The following is a 16,646-nucleotide window of genomic DNA, read 5'->3' on the forward strand; positions in this document are numbered from 1 at the left end:
ATTTTATACTTTTATATAAAATATTTTATTTAATACTTTAATTTATTGTAGTTTCATTTATAATAGATACTATACGATTTATTTTGAGTGTCGAAATGCTTGATAAATATTAACAAAAGGAGAATTGAGACCATATGAAAGCCTTTCTTTCTTTAAAAAACTTTTTTTCAAAGCATAAGTGGAATTATCTAATTGGAATCATTTGGCTTATAATTATAGATTCTGTTCAGCTAATAGTTCCACAAATATTCAGGAATTTAACAAATGATTTTGAAAATAACTTGTTAAATTCTAAGGGAATTACAAAGTATGTATGTTTAATTATACTGACTGGAACAGTCATAGCAGCTGGAAGATTTTTTTGGAGAATATATATTTTGGGCACTTCTCGTGAACTTGAATATTATTTAAGAAAAAAAATCTTTAATCACTTATTAACACTTTCACCTAACTATTTCAATACTCACAAAACTGGAGATTTAATGGCTCATGTAACAAATGATGTTAATGCAGTGCGAATGGCTATTGGACAAGGAACAATAATGATTGTTGATTCTGGTTTTATGATAATTCTATCTCTTATTATGATGATAAAAACTACAAATCTTAGACTAACTTCCATAGCTCTATTTACCTTACCGTTTATCATTATTGTAGTTAGCAAATTTGGTAAAATTATTCATAAGCGTTTCAAAATAGTTCAAGAGGCCTTTTCTGACCTTACAGACACTACCCAAGAAAGTTTTTCTGGTATCCGGGTCGTTAAATCTTTTGTACAAGAAGAGCTTGAATTAGAAAAGTTTTCTAGGGTAAATAAGGACAATTTGAATAAAAATATAGATTTAGTTAAAATATCTGGAACATTCCACCCATTTATCCAGTTTATATCTTCAATTAGCTTTCTTTTAGTAATATTTTATGGAGGCAAAGAAGTAATACTAAATAGAATTTCTTTGGGAGACTTTATTGCCTTTAACTCATATTTGGGCTTGTTAGTATGGCCAATGATGGCTTTAGGTTGGGTTATAAATGTTTTACAAAGAGGAGCTGCTTCTATGGATAGGATCAATTCTATTCTAGATGAGAAACCAGATATTTCTGATGTTGAAGATGCTATTAAATTAAATAAATCAAAAGGAAAAGTTGAATTCCAAGAGGTTAGCTTTAAATATCCTGGAGCTAATAGTTATGCTCTTAGGAATATAAATTTTACTGTAGAACAAGGAAAATCACTAGCAATAATCGGTAGAACTGGTAGCGGTAAATCAACAATTGTAAGTTTGCTGCTAAGGCTTTACGACATTCATAAAGGTAAGATTTTATTTGATGACATAGATATTAAGAATCTATCCTTAAAATCCCTTAGAGAAAATATAGGATATGTTCCGCAAGATAACTTTTTATTTTCTACTACTATAGAAGAAAATATTGGGTTTTCATTTGAAAATTCAATTTCACATGATAGGGTTATTCATGCAGCTATATTAGCTGAAGTATATGATAATATTCTAGAATTTCCAAATGATTTTCAAACAATTTTAGGAGAAAGAGGTGTCACCCTATCTGGAGGCCAAAAACAAAGAACTTCTATTGCACGGGCTATAATTAAAGAACCTTCTGTACTTATTTTAGATGATAGTTTATCTAGTGTAGATACTCAAACAGAAGAGAAAATATTAAAAAATTTGAAAAATTTTATGAATACAAGAACTACTATTATTATAAGCCATAGAATATCTACAGTGAAAAATTGTGATGAAATTATCTTCTTAGCTGATGGTGAAATTGCTGAAAGAGGAACACATGATTTTCTTATATCTCTTAATGGGTTATATTCAGATTTATATGAAAAACAATTATTAGAGGAAAAAATAGTTAATGATTAGGAGGGAAAAAATTGAGTAATGAATATAAAGATGATGAAATAATGGGAAAGGCCTATGACTCAAGGTTAATGAAACGACTTTTACAATATGCAAAACCTTATTTTCTATACCTTCTCTTAGCTATTATTATGATGATTGGAATTACAGCTTTAGAGCTTTTAAGACCTTATCTCCTCAAAATTACTATTGATGATTATATTACAGGATATAAAAAACCTATGTATGAAATGGAAATAAATGATCCCCATAAAGGTATAATTTTCAATAATAAAAAATATGTTAGACTTGATTCCATAGATATAGAAGAAAGAGTTAATTTTAATTCTTATCCTGTTGTTAATATAATACAAGAGAATGGAGAGTATTACCTTGGAGATTATAATAGTGAAATAATAGAAGATAGAATGCATTTAGATAATGAATCATATACAGACTTTAGAGAAATAGATATTAAAGGCATAAATAAAATATCAGCCATATTTATAATATCCATAATATTAGCTTTTGCTTTAAATTATTTTCAAGTGCTTATACTTAATTATACTTCACAAAAGATAGTGTTTAATATAAGACAAGAAATATTTTCACATATTCAAAGTCTTTCCATTTCTTATTTTGATAAAAATCCAATCGGAAGACTTGTTACTAGAGTAACAAATGATACAGAAACCTTAAACGAAATGTATACTTCAGTTTTAGTAAATCTCTTTAAAGATATATTTATCCTCATAGGTATTGTTTTTGTTATGATAAAAATGGATTTGACCTTAGCGTTGCTTTCCCTTACTCTGCTGCCTTTGATTTTAATAGCCTCAATAATATTTAGGAAAAAGATTAGAGTAATTTACAGATTAGGTCGAGCACAGCTAGCTAAAATCAATTCTACTTTGAATGAAAATATAACTGGAATGAGAATTATACAAATATTTAAAAGAGAGGATAAAATCTCTACTCAATTTGATGAGATTAATACTGATTATCTGAAAACAGCAAAGAAAGAAATCACTTTGTTTGCTATTTTTAGACCGTCTATTGAAGTAATCCGTTCATTAGGTATAGCTACTATTATATATTATGGAGGGGGACAAGTTGTTTCAAACGCTTTAGAGTTTGGAGTATTATATGCTTTTATAGATTATCTACAAAGATTTTTTGAGCCAATACTTGATTTAACCGAAAAATATAATATACTTCAGTCTGCTATGGCCTCAAGTGAAAGGATTTTCACTATACTTGACGATAATACTATAATTGAAAATCCCATTAATCCATTTATCCCTAATAATATTAAAGGTAAAATTGAATTTAAAAATGTGTGGTTTGCATATGAAGGTGAAAATTGGGTTTTGAAGGATGTTAGCTTTATAATAAATCCTGGAGATACTGTGGCTTTTGTAGGAGCAACTGGAGCAGGAAAATCATCTATTATCAACCTTATAACTAGATTCTATGATATACAAAGAGGTGAGATATTAATAGATGATATTAATATTAAAGAATATGATAAATTTCAGCTTCGCAAAAATATAGGTGTAGTATTACAAGATGTATTTCTTTTCACTGGAACAATAGAAGATAATATTAGACTAAATAACTTTGAAATCCCTGATGATAGGATAATAGAAGTATCAAAATATGTAAATGCAGACTATTTTATAAATAAATTGCCACTTAAATATAAAGAACCTGTGATGGAGAGAGGTTCAACATTATCTTCTGGTGAAAGACAGCTTCTTGCTTTTGCAAGAACTTTAGCTTATAATCCTAGTATATTGATATTAGATGAAGCAACTTCTAGTATAGATACAGAAACAGAACTATTAATTCAAGATGCCTTAGAAAAATTAATCAAAGGTAGAACTAGCATTGCCGTTGCTCATAGGTTATCAACTATACAACATGCAGATAAGATCATAGTTCTTAGCAAAGGTGTTATTAAAGAAGTTGGGACGCATCAGGAGCTATTATCTAAGGAAGGAATGTATTATGATTTATATAAACTTCAGTATAAAGAGGACTTCAGCCAATGACTCTTTACTACTTAGTAGTTTTTTAGTAGAATATTTTAGACAATAAATGTTTAGGAGTGTTAAACAAATGTATGATTTTCATCTTCATAGTGAATATTCCATTGATTCAAAAACATCCATGGAAGATATGGTAGTAACAGCAATTGATAAAAATATGAAAAGTATTTGTTTTACCGATCATGTTGATTTTGATTCTACTGCACAAAGAATTGATTTTGTTTTTAGAACTTCTGATTATTTTAAAAACATTAGACAAGTAAAATATAAGTATATGAAGGATATTGAAATACTTGCAGGAGTAGAAATTGGAATTCAACCTCACTTACTTGAAAGATACAATAGGTTTATTGAATCTAATGATTTTGATTTCGTGTTAATGTCAATTCATTCAGTAAATAAATTAGATATTTATTCTGATAATTTTACTAAAGGTGTTAAACCTATAACCGCTTTGGAAGAATACTATAAGGATATGTATTATTGCATAAAAAACTTTAACAATTTTGATGTCTTGGGACATCTAGATTATATAGACAGATATTTTGAAGATTATTCTTCTATCCCAAAATATGACGATTATTACTATCCTATAGAATGTATCTTGAAACTTCTAATAGAAAATGGTAAAGGTATTGAAATAAATACTGCAGGAATGAGATATGGATTAGGTTATTTCCATCCTAAGATTCAGATATTGAAATTATACAAAGAATTAGGTGGTGAAATAATAACCATAGGATCAGATTCTCATACCCCTGAAAATATAGGATATGAATATAGAACTGTAGAAAAAATGCTTAAAGAAATAGGTTTTAAATATATTCATATATTTAAAGAGAGAAAAAAATACCCTATAAATATTATCTAAAAATCCTCTTAAAGCTAGCTTTAAGAGGATTTTCGCCCACAATGCCGTCAACTCAGCTAATTCACACCCGCCTTAATAAAGGGGGGTTTCCTGTTAATATCTTCTAACGTCCTCTCTTAGAAGGCTTGTTATCCAATATTAAACGCAGACTCCCGTGTCTGTTATGTCGGTTGAATTATCAGAGATAACGCACACCGCAGAAAATTCTTATAATATTATTATACATCTTTTATTATGTTTTTTCAAGCAAACTAAAGATTTTATTCTTTTCTATGCTCTAATTAGTATTTTGTTAATTTCATCTTCAGATAATACTTCTTTTTCTATAAGATTCTCTGCTAAGGATTGTAAGCTATTCATATTACTATTTAATATATTAATAGTATCTAAATAAAGCTTCTCTAGTATCTCCTTAGCCCTATTTAATAACCTTCCATCATCCAAATTTCTACTGGATAAAACGTTATAGTTTAATAATCCAACTATTTCATCCATTCCGAATACTCCAATCATGGATAAAGTCATATTAGTAGCTTTCTCCAAATCTGAAGACGCCCCAGTTGTTATTTCTTCTTTTCCAAATATTATTTCTTCCGCCGCCCTTCCTCCAAGAGCAATCATAATATTGGATAATATATCTTTCTTTGTTTGATACATCTTATCTGGAGGAATATTTAAGCTAAATCCTCCCATACCCTTTGTACTAGGTATTATACTCACTTTAGTAACCCTATTATCTTTAGCTATTAATTTCGCCACTAGAGCATGTCCTGCCTCATGGTAAGCTGTGATTTCCTTATCCTTAATATCTATAGAGGATCTATCTTTTTTCTCTTCCCCAACTAACACTGAATAATATGCTTTATTTATATGATCCATAGTAATTTCTTTTGATTTTTCTTTTACGGCAATAATAGCAGATTCATTCATTAAATTTTCAAGTTTGGCACCACTAAAATAGATAGTTTCTAATGCAACTTTTTTTAAATCTACTTTTTTAGAGACAGGTTTGTTTTTACTGTGTAGCTTAAGTATTTCATATCTTCCATTTACATCAGGGAGAGAAACCTCTACTTGTCTATCAAATCTTCCAGGTCTAAGTAATGCTTCATCTAGTATATCTATTCTATTGGTAGCTGCCACTACAATAATTCCCTCATTTTCCTTGAAACCTGACATCTCCGTCAAGAGTGCATTTAATGTTCTATCCCCTTCTTCACTACCAGAAGGATGGTCTCCAGACTTTCTCTTTTTTCCAAGAGAATCTATTTCATCAATAAATATAACAGATTTTCCTGCTTCTTTAGCCTTTTTAAATAACTCTCTTATACGGCTAGCCCCAAGTCCTGCATATACTTGTACAAAGTCTGAACCTGATACAGCATAAAATGGAACTCCCGCTTCACCAGCCATAGCTTTTGCTAAAAGTGTCTTTCCTGTACCAGGAGCCCCATATAAAAGAACACCTCTAGGTAATCTTGCACCAAACTTATTATATATCTCTGGATTTTTGATAAAATCAACCATATCCATTAAAGATTCTTTAGCTTCTTCGTTGCCTGCTACATCATCAAATGTAATTCTCCTAGATGAATAATCTGTAGTTACCTTCGACATATTAGACATTTCTTTTTCCGCTTGCTTAGACATATTTCTATTTAAGTAGAATATCGTAAAGCCCATTACTGAAACTAACAAAAGCATAGGTATAGCTTGATTCAAATTCCCATCCTTTTCTACTACCTTAACATCATATAGTAATAATTCTTCTTTAAATTTTTCAGTTCTTGGATTATCAGTAATTGCAACTTTTCCATTTTTAAGTTTTATCTCAATCTTCCCATTATTCGATAATTTAACTTCCTCTACTAGACCTTTTTGTACATGAGTTAAAAATAAAGTATAAGGCATTTCCTCCACTTTATTTTTATTTTTTATATATAATAATCCAGTAGATAATATAACAATAGAAATAGCTATAGATATGATGATTTTCATTTTTTTATTTATCTCCATAACACCACTCCTTCGGTTTACATAATATCTATTAAATTATAACACCATCTTAGCCATATGTCTATTTCCTTGATTTGTTAATTTTGATACGAGGGATTAAAGTAGAATTTTCCTATTCGTTATAAAATAAGGGACCTTTCCATATATGGAGGCCCCTTATTTCTCTTACTTATTTTTATCTAACATTTCTAATATTTTATCCAATTTGGTATTTTGTTCCTCGCTCAACATAGGTCTGATGCTTTCCAACTTTTCCAATATTGTAGCAAATTGTTCTTCACTCATTTGATCTTCCATCTCAGATTTTACTCTAATAATCTCTACAAATATATCCTCATCTGATTTATCCATATACTTATCTGCAAGATTTCCAATCATTGAAAGTTCTGCATCACTAGGATTATACTCCCCAATATTGTCAATCATCTTCTTGATTTTCTTATCTTTCATTTTTATACCTCCCTTTCTTATATCATAATTTATGAAAGATAAAATAAATATATTACTAAATCATAGTGCAACTATTAATTTGCTTTTGCATATAATGAATATTATACCTAGAGTCAGGGGGGCTAATTTTGGATAATAAGTTATTAATATTTATATTTCTTTTAATAATTGGAAAGAATCAAGGCAATGAATTCGCTAGTCTGCAAACCTTAGGAAATTTTATAAACAACATTGAAATTGACCCTAAGTATACATTAGAAAAGATTAAGATAGTAAAAAAGGTCGGAGCATACTTTCCTGAGCATTACATACCTTTGATAAATAAATCAATACTATTTACCGAACGCCTTATAAAGATAAATGAATTAGTTGATTTTATGCAAAATGATGAGTATCAGTATATTAAAGAACCAATATCTGTAGATAACACTAAAGATAGATTAAATAAAATTATGCATACTATACAGAAAGAAGTTCCAAGACCAGAAGTGAATAACCTTGGAACTATGATGGATTTAATACTAAACATGGATAAGTATAAAAAAATGTTTTCAATGTTATCATCTCTTATGGGTAATCAAGATAATTCAAAAGATCCTACTCAGTTAATGAGTATGCTTGCACCTATGCTGGGTAACGATAGTCAAAAAAATAATGATAAACTTAAAGAAATGGGTAAAATGATGGAAATAATGAAAGTCTTAAACTCACCAAAGCAAGAAAATAGCAAAGAAGATAAGAAAATAGAAATAGTAGAAAAGCCACCTAAAGAATAAGTGTTACTTATTCTTTAGGTGGTTAATTAGTCTTTTCATATCCTCAGGTAGAGAGGCGATAAATTCTATATCTTTTTTTGTTCTAGGATGTTTTATTTTTAAATAATATGAATGCAAAGCTTGCCTATCTATATAAGGGCTTTCTTCATTATATAGAACATCTCCTATTATTGGATGGCCGATATGATTTAAATGAACTCTAATCTGATGAGATCTCCCTGTAAATATCTGTACATCAAGTAAGGATGCCTCTTTATATTTTTCAATTACAGTATATTTAGTTAAAGCCTTTTGCCCATTTTCTGTCACTACTTTTTTAACACTTTTGTCTTCCTCTCTTCCGATAGGTAAATCTATATAATCTTCATTTTTTTCTACAATACCAGATACTATTGCCTGATACTTTTTTTCCACTTCATTTGATTCAAACTGCAAAGCCATTTGCTGATGTGCAAAAGGATTCTTTGCTACAATTAAAATTCCAGTAGTATTCATATCTAGTCTATTTACAAATCTTATCTTCTTCTTTATACCTTTTTCTTTAAAATAATATGATATTCCATTGGATAAAGTATTTTCTTGATGAGACTTTGTTGGATGTACCACTATATTTGGTTGTTTATTTAAAATCAGAAGATCAAAATCCTCATAAATAATATCTATCTCCATTTTTTCTGGTGTTGTATTCTCATCTTCGTTTTCCATATATATAGATACTAAATCACCTTTTTCAAGAATTAATCCTTTTCTTTTAAATTTACCATTTACATATATTTGCTTTCCTTTGTATAACTTTCTAAATAATCGTCCTGAAATATCATTACTAGAGAGGAATTCCTCTAAATCTAGTCCATCTTTATCAGCTTTAAAAACAACAATATTTTCATTTTCTTTAAATAAATTCATAATTTCCTCCAAATTTTCTTATCTTTATTATATAATATTGGTAAACTAATTATATCAAATTTTATTTAATTTTAAAGATAAAAACCGTTTAGGGGGTCAATTTGTGAATACCATAGATAATAGAATAATTAATATTATTTCAAATTATAATTTTGAATCAAAGAAAACATCCCAGCTTTTATCAGAAAAGCTTAAATATAAAGGTTTCCATATACCAGAGAATTATAGCGACAATGCGGAGCTTAATATATGCGTTGGTGGTGATGGTGCATTTCTAAGAGCAGTACATCGCAATAAATTCCCTAGTATTCCTTTTGTAGGAATAAATACTGGTCATTTAGGTTTTTTTCAAGAAATATTACCTGGAAATATTGATGAATTTATTGATAAATATATAAATAAGGATTATGTTGTCGAAGAGATTTCGTTAGTAAATGCAAAAATATGTACTAAAAACAAATGCTTTTTTCTCACTGGTGTAAATGAAATAGTTATTAAAGGAATTAAATCCAAGGTAGTTCATCTAGAAATATTTATAGATGGTAATCATTTAGAGAAATTTAGTGGCGATGGGGTTATTATATCAACACCCGTAGGTAGTACTGCCTACAATTTTTCCAGTGGTGGAAGTATAATATATCCATCACTAAAAACACTACAACTTACTCCTCTATCACCTATTAGTTCTAAGGCTTATAGATCTCTGCCAAATAGTGCAGTGGTGCCGGGAGATATAATTATATCTATTAAACCAGAACTTAGATATGAAAATTCAATTTTAGTCATCAATGATGGAGTTGAATTCAAATACAATAACATCACTAGTATCGATTTGAAGATTTCTGATAAAACTATTAAAAAATTGAACTTCGATAAGAATATGTACTGGGATAATTTAAAGAGCAAGTTTCTATAGAAAACTCCCCCATTATAGTATAATGGGGGAACTTTGTTTAATCTTTATTCTCTAAACTCTCAATTATTCTATCCATGCCTTCCCTTATTTCTCTAATATCCCTTATAGCAGAAAGAACTTTAACGAAGATATATACACCTAAAGCCATAATAGCTATTAATGATAATAGACTAATATAGCTCATCAGTAATGAACTAAGATTGGGTAAAGCCCTTACCTCTACCATTATATTCCCCCCGTGAAAAACTTAAATTATATCAACTTATCCATCTCATCAACTAATTTACTAAATAACTTCATTGCATTATTTACTGGTTCTTCTGTAGTCATATCTACTCCTGCTGCTTTTAGTACATTTAATGGATAATCTGAGCTTCCACTCTTTAAGAAGTTTATATATCTATCTACTGCTGGTTTTCCTTCTTCTAATATCTTTTCAGATAATGCAACTGCTGCTGAATAACCTGTTGCATATTGGAATACATAGTAGTTATAGTAAAAATGAGGTATTCTTGCCCATTCCATTGCAATTTCGTCATCTACCACTACATCTGGTCCGTAATATAATTCATTTATTTTCTTATAGGCCTCACATAGATAATCAGCAGTCAATGCTCCGCCATCTTCAAGATATTCATTTATTGTTTTCTCAAATTCTGCAAACATAGTTTGTCTAAATACTGTAGTTCTAAAGCTTTCCAAATAATGATTTAATAAATATAATTTTTCATTTTTATCTTTAACATTTTTTAACATGTAATCCATAAGTAAAGCTTCATTTGCAGTGGACGCAACTTCAGCTACAAATATGGAGTAATCTCCATAAATATAAGGTTGTGTCTTTCTTGTGAAATAGCTATGAATGGAATGTCCTAATTCATGAGCCACTGTAAATACATTGTCCAATGTATCATGGTAATTTAATAAGATAAATGGTTTAGAATCATAGGAACCACCTGAATATGCACCAGATCTTTTCCCTCTATTTTCATATACATCTATCCACCTTGAACTGAATCCTTCTTCTACCGCTTCCATATATTCTCCGCCTAGAGGAACTAAGGCTTTTTTTACTAATTCTACGCCTTCCTCATATGGTATTTTTAAATCTACATCCTTTACTATTGGAGTATATAAGTCATACATATGAAGTTCTTCCACTCCTAAAGCTCTTTTTCTAATTGTCATATACTTATACATACTATCTAAATTATTATGAATGGACTTAATTAAATTATCATAAACCGATAAAGATACATTGTTTTGATCTAAGGATGCTTCCCTACTTGATTTATAATTTCTTACAGTAGCATTAAATATATTCTTTTTTAAATCTCCATTTAGCGAAGCAGCAAAGGTATTCTTAAATCCTTTATAAGTAGTATACAGAGCTTCAAATGCTCTCTTCCTCACATCCCTATCTTTTGATTCCATAAGTGGAATAAAATTACCATGAGTTACCTCTACATCTTTACCCTCTTCATCTTTTATTGTAGGAAATTTAATGTCTGCATTATTTAACATGGAGAATATTTTCTGTGGTGAATTAGCCACCTCTCCCATTTGAGCTAATATAGATTCTTCTCTAGCAGAAAGCACATGTTCTTTTTGCCTCATAATATCGTCAATATGCTTTTTATATAACTTTAATTCAGGTTTTTCTTCATAATATTTTTCTAATGTAGCTAAATCTAATGTTAATATTTCTGGTACTACATAGGAAGTCTTTTCTCCCACTTCTACGTATAACCCCAATCCTTTATCAGATAAGGCCTGAGAGTTTCCTTCTCTAGTATCTTCATCTAATTTCATATGCGCATAGGAATATAGATGTTCTGTTATTCTATATAAATCCCCCATATCATTTAACACATTATAAAGATTTTCACTACTTGAAACTACTTTTTCCTTATAGGATTCAAAGTTTTTAGCCATTTCTTTGGCATTATTATATGATTTTTCCCATTCGCTAAAATCAGCAAACATGGACTCTATATCCCACTTTTTTTCCTTTGGAATATCTTTTCTCTCAAGTATTTCATTTTTACTTGTCATCTTATTACCTCCCCTTATTCATTGATATTATTTATTACATGTAACATAATATCCCTCGCTATAGGTGCTGCAGATTTACCTCCAGTTGATCCTTCTTCTTCCAATATCACCGCAACTGCAACCTTTGGATCATCTGCTGGTGCAAAGCCAACAAACCATGCATGAGATTTACCTGAAGAATTTTCAGCTGTTCCTGTCTTCCCTGCCACCTTTACATTTTTTATTCTTGCATTTGTTCCTGTTCCAGATTTTATTACCTCTACCATCATATCCTTAACTTCATTGGCTATAATAGAATCTGTTCCTTGAGATAAAATTTCAGTTGTATTTTTTCTTAATATCTTATCATTTTTAGATATAATCTCTTTAACAAGAATAGGTTTAACTACCTGACCTCCATTTGCTATACCAGAAGCTATTAACGCCATATTCAGTGGTGTAACTAATAATTTGCCTTGACCTATAGCTGCGGCCGCAATATCTGTTTTACCTAAATTTTCTTTGAAAGGGAATTGAGAGTTTTTGATAGGTAAATCAAATGGAATGTCATTATTTATCATAAATTTCTCTGCCACATTTCCTATTTTATCTTTCCCTATTTCGATTGCCTTTTCAGTAAAATATGTGTTACACGATTTAACTAAAGCCTGTTTTAAATCAATATTGCCATGCGCCTTTCCTTGATAGTCTTTAAATACATATCCATTAATATTAGTACTACCTGTACACTCATAAGATTTATCTAGATTCACCGTATTTAAGGCAGCAATAGTAGTTATAATCTTAAATGTAGATCCAGGGGCATATAATCCTTGAGTAGCTCTATTTATAAGTGGGCTGTCTGGATTTTCTGTTATTTCCTTCCAGTCCTCTTTTAAATTTGATACATCAAAATCTGGGAGACTAACCATTGCATATACTTCTCCTGTAGTGGGGTTCATAGCGACAATTGACCCCTTCTTTCCCTTTAACAATGATCTAGCCTTAGTCTGTAGATCATGATCTATAGTTAATTTAATTGAATTTCCTTCAGTTGTTGGTGCAACAATATTTTTTATTTCATTTATAGCAGCATTTTCATTTATATTTAATAAGGTGTTATTATATTGAAGCTCTAAACCTGCTTTTCCATATTCTCTATAACTATAACCTATTATATGGCTATATAATCTCTCATATAAATAGTATCTATTATATACATCACCTTTTTTTTCACTATATGCTAATGTTCTTCCATTTCGATCTAGTATTGAGCCTCTTAATATTGATTCTTCGTTAATCCATAGTCTTTTGTTATAGCTATTATTCTTTATTGCTTCTGCTCTAAAGACTTGAAAATAACTAATATATACTATTAAAGATATAAACATTAAGCAGAATCCTACTAAGACAAAAATTACTCTTTTATTCTCCTTGTTCATCCTTGTCCTCCTTAATTTCTATTTCCTCAGAACATATTTGAAGTATTCCTAAAGCAATAAAACTTGATAATATAGAACTACCTCCATAGCTAACAAATGGTAAAGTTAATCCTGTTAAAGGTATCATCTTAAGTACGCCGCCTAAGATAATAAATGACTGAATTCCAAATAAAATACTGATGCCTAAAGCCAAGATTTTATAAAATGGATTCTCTTGAGATATTCCAATCTTAAACCCTCTGTATACTAAAATCATAAATAGCATTATTATACCTATGCCAGTAAAAATTCCCATTTCCTCACAAATAGCTGAAAAAATAAAATCTGTGTATACTACTGGAATAAACTCTGGATGACCTAGACCTAATCCCCTACCAAAGAAGCCACCTTCAGCAATAGCAAATAAGGACTGTGTTATCTGATAACCTTGCCTCTCTATATATTTCCAAGGATTCAACCAGGCTTGAAATCTAATTTTAACATGGTCAAATAATGTATATCCCAATATACCTCCTATAGTAAAAAGACCAATATTATAAAAGATTAGCTTTCTGTCCTCCTCATAGATAAATTGTATTGCAATAAATATTGCATAAAAAACTAGAGCTGTGCCTAAATCTCTTTGCAAAAATAATAATATAATAAATGAATATACAACTCCCATTAAATAATAAGACGAGTATTTCTTTTCTTTCCATTTTGAAATATTAGAGTAATAAGCTGCTAATATAAAAATAAGCAAGAGTTTTGTAATTTCGGCTGGTTGAAAAGCAACTTTTCCTAAGTTGACCCAGTTTATAGCACCTTTTTTTCTACTTCCAAATATAAATGTTATCAAAAAAAGAACATAGGATCCTGCTGTATAAAGATATATCCAATTTTTCCATCCTCTAATATACTTCAATATAAAATAGGTTATAAAAAACACAAATATACCAGTTGATAACCATATTAATTGTTTAATACCTAACCCTTCATCAATCCTATATATCATTATAATTCCTATGGATATTAGCATAGTAACAATTAAGAATATATAGTTGTCACCAGTAGAAACCTTAGCTAATATATAATTTGATAAATATATTATTAATATCAATCCTATACCTGTCCCTAATGTTAATCTATCAATTTTTTCTCCTTGATAGACTAATAATAAAGATAAAGCTAAAATTTCAAAAATAAATAATAAATTTCTTGGGGATTTCCCCCTAATTACTTTTTTAAACATAATATTCTCCTATCATCTATTCACAAATAGAAATTCTATCTGTCCAATTCTAATAATATCTCCGTCATTTAGTCTTGCTACATCAAAAATCTTATCCCCATTTAAATAAGTGCCATTAGCACTATTTAAATCTTCTAGATAATAATCTCCTTCATCTTCTATTATCTGAAAATGTCTCTTTGAAACAAAGGGATCCTTTACTACAATATTATTATCCCCGTGTCTACCTAAAGAAATAGAATCATCAATAGAGTAATATTCTTTTATCTTAAATGGTAAAGAATCTTTTCTATTAATTAGTTTCAGATATACTTTTTCATCAGAAGATATTCCTTCCATGCCTCTTATATCTAAATAAATAAGTCTAATAATACTAAAGATGAATAAATATATAATTACAATAAATATATATTTAAATAATATGGCTAATATATTGTACATAAACTATTCCTCCAAAATTCTCTCTATTTAACTATGTTATCACAAACTTTGTCCATTGTGAATTATTTTAAACCTATACATTCTAAATATATTGCTAATATTATTAATAATTTTAGCAACTACTATTTAAACAATAGTGAAAATCTGATAAGATATTATAAAAGCAAAAATGGGGGTGTTAATTTGAACAAATTAAAACGTTCTAAAAGTAACAGGGTTTTTTCTGGTGTTTGTGGTGGTTTAGGAGAATATTTTAATATTGATCCTACTATAGTACGTGTTGTCTGGGTATTACTTGGATTACCATCTTTTGGCACTACATTTGTAGTTTATCTAATATGTAGCTTTGTTATACCTGAAGATGATGGAATTATTCATAGTGATGATTATAATGAAAAACTTCGCAATAATACTCCTCTTTTAATAGGCGGTGGATTAATAATATGGGGTAGTTTCTTGTTAGCTAAGATACTATTTCCTTGGTTTACCATAAGGCTCGCAAGTTTATGGAGGTTTTGGCCAGTTCTATTAATATTATTGGGCATATATATCTTGATTAATCAAAGAGATAAATAAAAAAGGCTTATATCCAAAATGAATAAATTAAGTAAGCCTGTTTTGAAACCTGTAGAAAAGTTAAAATTTGAAAAGGATTTGTAGAAACTTTCCTATGGGTCATAAAAAGTCTTGGTATACCAAGACTTTTTACTAATACTTATATTTATGGCATATAATGTGAGAATATTATTATTTTAGCAAAAGGAGTTATTATGAAAATTACTAGTATTGAACCACAAAGAAATAAAAATAGAGTTAATATTTACGTAGATGATGTTTTCTCCATAGGAATAGCAGAAGAATTAAGATTCAAACATAAATTAGAAGTCGGCATGGAAGTAGATGATGATTTTATTAAAGACGTTCTTCAATCTGAAGAACAAAATAAAGTTTTAAATTATGCACTCAATTTACTGTCATATAGACAACGATCAGAAAAAGAAATGTATAATGCCCTTAAGCGTAAAAATTTTGAGGATTCTTATATCAAAAATGCAATGAATTATTGTAGAGAAAATCGTTATTTAGATGATAAAACCTTCACCGAATCATTCATTAGAGATAAAATAAATTTAAGTAAATTTGGCCCTGAAAGAATAAGGTATGAACTAATCTTGAAAGGAATACCAAAAAATATCATTGATGATCTTCTTATTCTTGACTATGATGAACAATATGAATCAGCAATGAATTTAGCATTGAAAAAACTATCCTCTTATAAAAAAGAGGATCGTAATAGCATCTATAGAAAACTCAGTGGTTTCCTACAGAGAAAAGGGTATTCCTATGATATTATATCTAAAGTTATGAAAGAAATCCTGAAGGATTAGGTGATTTAATTTGTGCTACGTGTATATCTTACGATGTAAGGACAATACTCTTTATACAGGCTGGACTGTAGATTTAAATAAAAGAATATATATGCATAATTTAGGTAAAGCTTCCAAGTACACTAGGGCAAGATTGCCAGTTGAACTAGTATATTTCGAAAAATTTGATAATAAAATAGAAGCACAAAGAAGAGAATATGCTATCAAGCAGCTTTCAAGGTCCCAAAAATTAAAGCTTATTAGCGATTATAATTAATTATAT

At 29.2% G+C, this 16,646-nt stretch carries 16 protein-coding genes and 1 other RNA gene; 8 read left to right on the forward strand and 9 right to left on the reverse strand.

The annotated features are described in order from the left end of the window. Positions 1 to 134 precede the first annotated feature (134 nt). From RDK80_RS11810 to RDK80_RS11820, 3 genes are all read left to right on the forward strand, one after another. The gene (locus tag RDK80_RS11810; protein WP_308524376.1) at positions 135 to 1,886 is read left to right on the forward strand and encodes an ABC transporter ATP-binding protein; all 1,752 of its coding nucleotides are present in this window, start codon (positions 135 to 137) and stop codon (positions 1,884 to 1,886) included. A gap of 11 nt (positions 1,887 to 1,897) precedes the next feature. Further along, positions 1,898 to 3,916, forward strand: coding sequence for an ABC transporter ATP-binding protein (locus RDK80_RS11815; protein ID WP_308524377.1), 2,019 nt, complete (start codon positions 1,898 to 1,900; stop codon positions 3,914 to 3,916). 67 nt (positions 3,917 to 3,983) lie between these two features. After that, on the forward strand, positions 3,984 to 4,784 hold the full coding sequence (locus tag RDK80_RS11820; RefSeq protein WP_256312002.1) for a histidinol-phosphatase HisJ family protein: 801 nt from the start codon (positions 3,984 to 3,986) through the stop codon (positions 4,782 to 4,784). Between the two features lie 29 nt (positions 4,785 to 4,813). On the opposite strand, the gene ssrS is transcribed toward RDK80_RS11820, so the two are convergent. The 3 genes from ssrS to RDK80_RS11835 form a co-directional block, all read right to left on the reverse strand. After that, positions 4,814 to 4,990, reverse strand: a non-coding RNA gene (ssrS, locus tag RDK80_RS11825) — 6S RNA. 64 nt (positions 4,991 to 5,054) lie between these two features. Continuing rightward, entirely contained in the window at positions 5,055 to 6,800 is a 1,746-nt protein-coding gene (locus tag RDK80_RS11830) for an ATP-dependent metallopeptidase FtsH/Yme1/Tma family protein (protein ID WP_256312003.1), read from the reverse strand. 165 nt (positions 6,801 to 6,965) lie between these two features. Then, the gene (locus RDK80_RS11835; RefSeq protein WP_094901682.1) at positions 6,966 to 7,250 is read right to left on the reverse strand and encodes a hypothetical protein; all 285 of its coding nucleotides are present in this window, start codon (positions 7,248 to 7,250) and stop codon (positions 6,966 to 6,968) included. A gap of 128 nt (positions 7,251 to 7,378) precedes the next feature. Here RDK80_RS11835 and RDK80_RS11840 point away from each other — a divergent pair, with 128 nt between their 5' ends. After that, complete coding sequence (locus RDK80_RS11840) at positions 7,379 to 8,026, forward strand: hypothetical protein (RefSeq protein ID WP_256312004.1); 648 nt, start codon at positions 7,379 to 7,381, stop codon at positions 8,024 to 8,026. Between the two features lie 3 nt (positions 8,027 to 8,029). On the opposite strand, the gene RDK80_RS11845 is transcribed toward RDK80_RS11840, so the two are convergent. After that, complete coding sequence (locus RDK80_RS11845) at positions 8,030 to 8,932, reverse strand: RluA family pseudouridine synthase (protein ID WP_308524378.1); 903 nt, start codon at positions 8,930 to 8,932, stop codon at positions 8,030 to 8,032. Positions 8,933 to 9,044: 112 nt separating this feature from the next. Here RDK80_RS11845 and RDK80_RS11850 point away from each other — a divergent pair, with 112 nt between their 5' ends. Next, positions 9,045 to 9,848 (forward strand): NAD(+)/NADH kinase, encoded by an 804-nt coding sequence (locus tag RDK80_RS11850; protein WP_094901731.1) that lies wholly within the window; start codon positions 9,045 to 9,047, stop codon positions 9,846 to 9,848. Positions 9,849 to 9,885: 37 nt separating this feature from the next. On the opposite strand, the gene RDK80_RS11855 is transcribed toward RDK80_RS11850, so the two are convergent. Genes RDK80_RS11855 through RDK80_RS11875 form a run of 5 tightly spaced genes read right to left on the reverse strand, consistent with a single transcriptional unit; the run spans position 9,886 to position 14,996 of the window. Continuing rightward, positions 9,886 to 10,074 carry a hypothetical protein gene (locus RDK80_RS11855; protein ID WP_308524379.1) on the reverse strand — a complete coding sequence of 63 codons (189 nt, stop codon included), beginning with the start codon at positions 10,072 to 10,074 and terminating at the stop codon, positions 9,886 to 9,888. 26 nt (positions 10,075 to 10,100) lie between these two features. Continuing rightward, positions 10,101 to 11,903, reverse strand: coding sequence for an oligoendopeptidase F (gene pepF, locus RDK80_RS11860; protein ID WP_308524380.1), 1,803 nt, complete (start codon positions 11,901 to 11,903; stop codon positions 10,101 to 10,103). A 14-nt stretch (positions 11,904 to 11,917) separates the two neighbouring features. Further along, on the reverse strand, positions 11,918 to 13,324 hold the full coding sequence (locus RDK80_RS11865; protein ID WP_308524381.1) for a penicillin-binding transpeptidase domain-containing protein: 1,407 nt from the start codon (positions 13,322 to 13,324) through the stop codon (positions 11,918 to 11,920). Beyond that, the gene (locus RDK80_RS11870) at positions 13,308 to 14,555 is read right to left on the reverse strand and encodes an FtsW/RodA/SpoVE family cell cycle protein (RefSeq protein ID WP_094901670.1); all 1,248 of its coding nucleotides are present in this window, start codon (positions 14,553 to 14,555) and stop codon (positions 13,308 to 13,310) included. Before RDK80_RS11870 ends, RDK80_RS11865 begins: the two co-directional genes overlap by 17 nt. 12 nt (positions 14,556 to 14,567) lie before the next feature. After that, positions 14,568 to 14,996: an FHA domain-containing protein gene (locus RDK80_RS11875; protein ID WP_094901668.1), complete on the reverse strand. Its 429-nt coding sequence runs from the start codon at positions 14,994 to 14,996 to the stop codon at positions 14,568 to 14,570. A gap of 183 nt (positions 14,997 to 15,179) precedes the next feature. Here RDK80_RS11875 and RDK80_RS11880 point away from each other — a divergent pair, with 183 nt between their 5' ends. The 3 genes from RDK80_RS11880 to RDK80_RS11890 all read left to right on the forward strand — a co-directional run bounded on the left by RDK80_RS11880 (position 15,180) and on the right by RDK80_RS11890 (position 16,640). After that, positions 15,180 to 15,572, forward strand: coding sequence for a PspC domain-containing protein (locus RDK80_RS11880; protein WP_094901666.1), 393 nt, complete (start codon positions 15,180 to 15,182; stop codon positions 15,570 to 15,572). Between the two features lie 194 nt (positions 15,573 to 15,766). Next, a complete protein-coding gene (locus tag RDK80_RS11885) occupies positions 15,767 to 16,384 on the forward strand; it encodes a regulatory protein RecX (protein WP_094901664.1) in 618 nt (205 codons plus the stop codon). Positions 16,385 to 16,394: 10 nt separating this feature from the next. Beyond that, positions 16,395 to 16,640, forward strand: coding sequence for a GIY-YIG nuclease family protein (locus RDK80_RS11890; RefSeq protein WP_094901662.1), 246 nt, complete (start codon positions 16,395 to 16,397; stop codon positions 16,638 to 16,640). The last annotated feature ends 6 nt before the right edge of the window (positions 16,641 to 16,646 follow it).

Source organism: uncultured Tissierella sp., from assembly GCF_902479755.1.
Taxonomy (GTDB): Bacteria; Bacillota; Clostridia; order Tissierellales; family Tissierellaceae; genus Tissierella; species Tissierella carlieri.

What these genes read in the sequence shown, in the direction of transcription:
- RDK80_RS11810 (WP_308524376.1), top strand. Translation starts at nt 135, where the DNA reads ATGAAAGCCTTTCTTTCTTTAAAAAACTTTTTTTCAAAGCATAAGTGG.
- RDK80_RS11820 (WP_256312002.1), top strand. Translation starts at nt 3,984, where the DNA reads ATGTATGATTTTCATCTTCATAGTGAATATTCCATTGATTCAAAAACA.
- RDK80_RS11830 (WP_256312003.1), bottom strand. Translation starts at nt 6,800, where the DNA reads ATGGAGATAAATAAAAAAATGAAAATCATCATATCTATAGCTATTTCT.
- RDK80_RS11835 (WP_094901682.1), bottom strand. Translation starts at nt 7,250, where the DNA reads ATGAAAGATAAGAAAATCAAGAAGATGATTGACAATATTGGGGAGTAT.
- RDK80_RS11845 (WP_308524378.1), bottom strand. Translation starts at nt 8,932, where the DNA reads ATGAATTTATTTAAAGAAAATGAAAATATTGTTGTTTTTAAAGCTGAT.
- RDK80_RS11855 (WP_308524379.1), bottom strand. Translation starts at nt 10,074, where the DNA reads ATGGTAGAGGTAAGGGCTTTACCCAATCTTAGTTCATTACTGATGAGC.
- pepF (WP_308524380.1), bottom strand. Translation starts at nt 11,903, where the DNA reads ATGACAAGTAAAAATGAAATACTTGAGAGAAAAGATATTCCAAAGGAA.
- RDK80_RS11865 (WP_308524381.1), bottom strand. Translation starts at nt 13,324, where the DNA reads ATGAACAAGGAGAATAAAAGAGTAATTTTTGTCTTAGTAGGATTCTGC.
- RDK80_RS11870 (WP_094901670.1), bottom strand. Translation starts at nt 14,555, where the DNA reads ATGTTTAAAAAAGTAATTAGGGGGAAATCCCCAAGAAATTTATTATTT.
- RDK80_RS11875 (WP_094901668.1), bottom strand. Translation starts at nt 14,996, where the DNA reads ATGTACAATATATTAGCCATATTATTTAAATATATATTTATTGTAATT.
- RDK80_RS11885 (WP_094901664.1), top strand. Translation starts at nt 15,767, where the DNA reads ATGAAAATTACTAGTATTGAACCACAAAGAAATAAAAATAGAGTTAAT.